The organism is uncultured Victivallis sp. (assembly GCF_944391105.1).
Lineage (GTDB): Bacteria > Verrucomicrobiota > Lentisphaeria > Victivallales > Victivallaceae > Victivallis.
Genome location: NZ_CALXSK010000086.1, coordinates 1 through 2,804, shown reverse-complemented (window position 1 = coordinate 2,804; position 2,804 = coordinate 1). Strand labels below are relative to the sequence as shown.

The window sequence follows — 2,804 nt, the reverse complement described above, 5'->3', positions numbered from 1 at the left end:
GATAGTCCCAGAGTTAAGATGAACCTTCTGCCTCTTTTTTCATCCCGCCGAATTAAAAACTTTTGAAATTACCTCATCAATCTATTGAAATACAAGATCTGATTTCCTTTTTGGTGAAATTAGTAGAGGAGCGTACAAATGTATTCCACAAAGAGCCCCCATTGCTTTTAGAAGCTGTATTGGATTGCATCAAGAATGCTGTTGAAGCCGATAGAGTTTCTTTTGAAGTTTTGTTGAAGTTTTATAAAATCATCCAGGAATTAGAAGCCGTTTTATATAATTATGCTGGTATTTTAGAAACCTCGGTCAAGGGAAATAATAGAGCTGAAGGTAAACAGGAAAGGGTACAACGGCGATTGAATTTTTTTAAGGAATTTGATGATTTTTATACGCAAAAACATGCTGCAGATCCTAAAATTACTAAGCATCAAGCGGCACGAATGTTTTTTGTTAAAAAAAACAAAAGATGAAAAAAATGAAAAATTTGCAGCATTGTGGCGAGATGCAGAAACGTTTTACCGAAGTTATTGTAATCGGAAACAATCGTCATGTAAAAATCGAAAGCGAAAAGAAGAAAAAATAAAACGTTGGATCCCCTATACACCTCCACCGGTCGAAATTGACGTGTTGAATAACTGGCTCTCTGATCCAGCGCAATTTTCTGCCGAATGAATTTCTGAAGACAATCATTAATTGCGCTTGACATTATTAAGGCCTTCTCCCTTTCATAATAACTTTTTGATACAAAATCTGGAGACATAATTCATATGAGCTTTATTTTGCAAGGAAGATAGATTCTGTATACCGTGGAATTAGCATGAAAAATTCAGCAACCAGAAATTCGGTTTGCAGCTCGAACTTTTTTCGTCTATATATAACCATTGTGATGGCAGGCTGAAGTGACGGCCTGAATGAGTGATCAGCCCTGTCGGTCTTTGCGGACCGGCGGGGCTGATTGGTTTTAATCGCATGGAGGTGGTGAAGATGAAGATCAGAAAGAGTGTGTTGCTGGAGGCGTTGAAGGTGCTCGGGAAGGTCGTGGCGCAGACTTCGCCGGTGGAGGTGGTGCGGTCGGTCCGGTTCGTCGGGGACGGCGGGCGGCTGCGGCTCATGGCGACCGACGGCGTGGAGTGTGTCGCTGTAAGTGTGGCGTGTGAGGTTGCGGAGGCGGTTGATTTCGCGGTCGAATATCGGGCGCTGCGGGAGCTGATCCGTTCCACGCGGGGTGGCGAGGTTGAGGTCACGGGGAAGTCGCTCGAATGGCCGGATTTGGAGGTGGTTCCCGAGGACGCGGTCAAAGTCGAGCTTCCGGCCTCGTTCGGGGAGTTGCTCGCTTGGGCGGCTCCGGTTGCGGATCGCGATGGTGCGCGGCTCATCCTGCGGGGCGTCAACCTTTCGCCGGAAGGCATCACCGCGACGAACGGAAGAGAATTGCTGCATCTCCCGTGTCCGCTCGCGATTCCGGAGGAGGTTACGCTGCCGTTTCCGCTCGCGTTGTTGACGGCGAAACCCGCCGCTCTCGGCGTACTCCACCTATGGAGTCGGCGTAATGAGCGGCTCTTCCGGATCGAGATCGGCGGCTTTCTGTGGCAGGGTAAGGCGCTCTCCGGGAAATTCCCCGCCTGGAAGCAGGTGATTCCGTCCGGCAATGCATTAGATTATTCGCTGGAGTTCTTCGAGCCGGAACGGATCATCGCGTTTTTGAAAACGGTTCCCGACCACGAACCGCTGAACGGAATCGAACTTAACGTGACGCCGCATAGTGTCACGCTCGTTCCGGTCGATACTCCGGAGATGTCGTTCGAGACGGCAGCAGAGTTTCTGGGTATCCATCCGCGGGCGGTGCTGGCGCTCAACAAGTACATCCTGCTGCGGATGCTGCAGCAGCACTACACGAAGTTCCGCGCCCATTCGGACGGGCGGATGCCGGTCGTGGCCGAGGGCGGCGCCGGTTGTTACGTCGCGATGCCGATTCATCTTAGTCCCAAATCCAACCCTCAAACCAACCAGGAGGCAAGCAAAATGGAAACGAACGAAATCAAAGAAACCGACTCCCGGCGGGAGTCCGCAAACGAAGCTCTCGACCCGATGGAGGAGCTGAATCACGGCATCGACGAACTGCGCGGCAAGCTCAAGCTGTTGCTCGACGAAACCGGCGTTCTGACCCGCAAGGTCAAGGAAGCCGTTTTGAAGCAGAAGCAGAAAGAGCGGGATTTCATCCTCGCCAAGCGCGCCATCGAACGGATCAAGATGGCGATCTGACCACATCGACAAAACAAACATACAACTGAAGGGACGGAGGCCTGACCGCTTCCGTCTCTTCTCATTTATGGAGGTGAAATGATGTTGAAACTCAATGCGTCGTATTCGAAGAAGGTTCCGGCCGGGGAGGAGTATTCGAGCCAGAGCTTCCATGCGTCGGTCGAAGTCGAACTCCCGGACGGGCTCACGCAGGAGCAGCTGCAGGCTCGGATTCATGAAACGTTCGACCTCGTACGGAATTCGGTCGAAGCGGAATTGCATGGAAATGTGCCCCGCAATCATGAGGGGTATCCCGTTGCAGAAGAACGCAAAACCGTGCCGCAGGGCAACCGGGCAGCGGGTCGTCAGAACGACGTTCCCGCGAGTCCGAAACAGCTCTCGTATCTGCTTGATCTTGCCCGGCAGCGTGGAGTGACTCCGCAGCAGATTGCCGCGCAGCATGGCGTGCCGGATGTACGGCAGCTCAGCAAGCGGCAGTGTTCGGAACTCATCAACAGCTGGAGGGCGGCATGATGGCGACCATCGATGAACTGCGGCAGAAA

Annotated in this window: 3 protein-coding genes; all 3 read left to right on the top strand. The window is 52.0% G+C overall.

The annotated features are described in order from the left end of the window. Nucleotides 1–62 precede the first annotated feature (62 nt). The 3 genes from Q0K10_RS15540 to Q0K10_RS15530 all read left to right on the top strand — a co-directional run bounded on the left by Q0K10_RS15540 (nt 63) and on the right by Q0K10_RS15530 (nt 2,775). Nucleotides 63–470, top strand: a complete 408-nt coding sequence (locus Q0K10_RS15540) for a hypothetical protein (protein WP_294509074.1) — start codon at nt 63–65, stop codon at nt 468–470. A 514-nt stretch (nt 471–984) separates the two neighbouring features. Then, on the top strand, nt 985–2,262 hold the full coding sequence (locus Q0K10_RS15535) for a hypothetical protein (protein WP_294509051.1): 1,278 nt from the start codon (nt 985–987) through the stop codon (nt 2,260–2,262). Between the two features lie 78 nt (nt 2,263–2,340). After that, entirely contained in the window at nt 2,341–2,775 is a 435-nt protein-coding gene (locus tag Q0K10_RS15530; RefSeq protein WP_294509067.1) for a hypothetical protein, read from the top strand. The last annotated feature ends 29 nt before the right edge of the window (nt 2,776–2,804 follow it).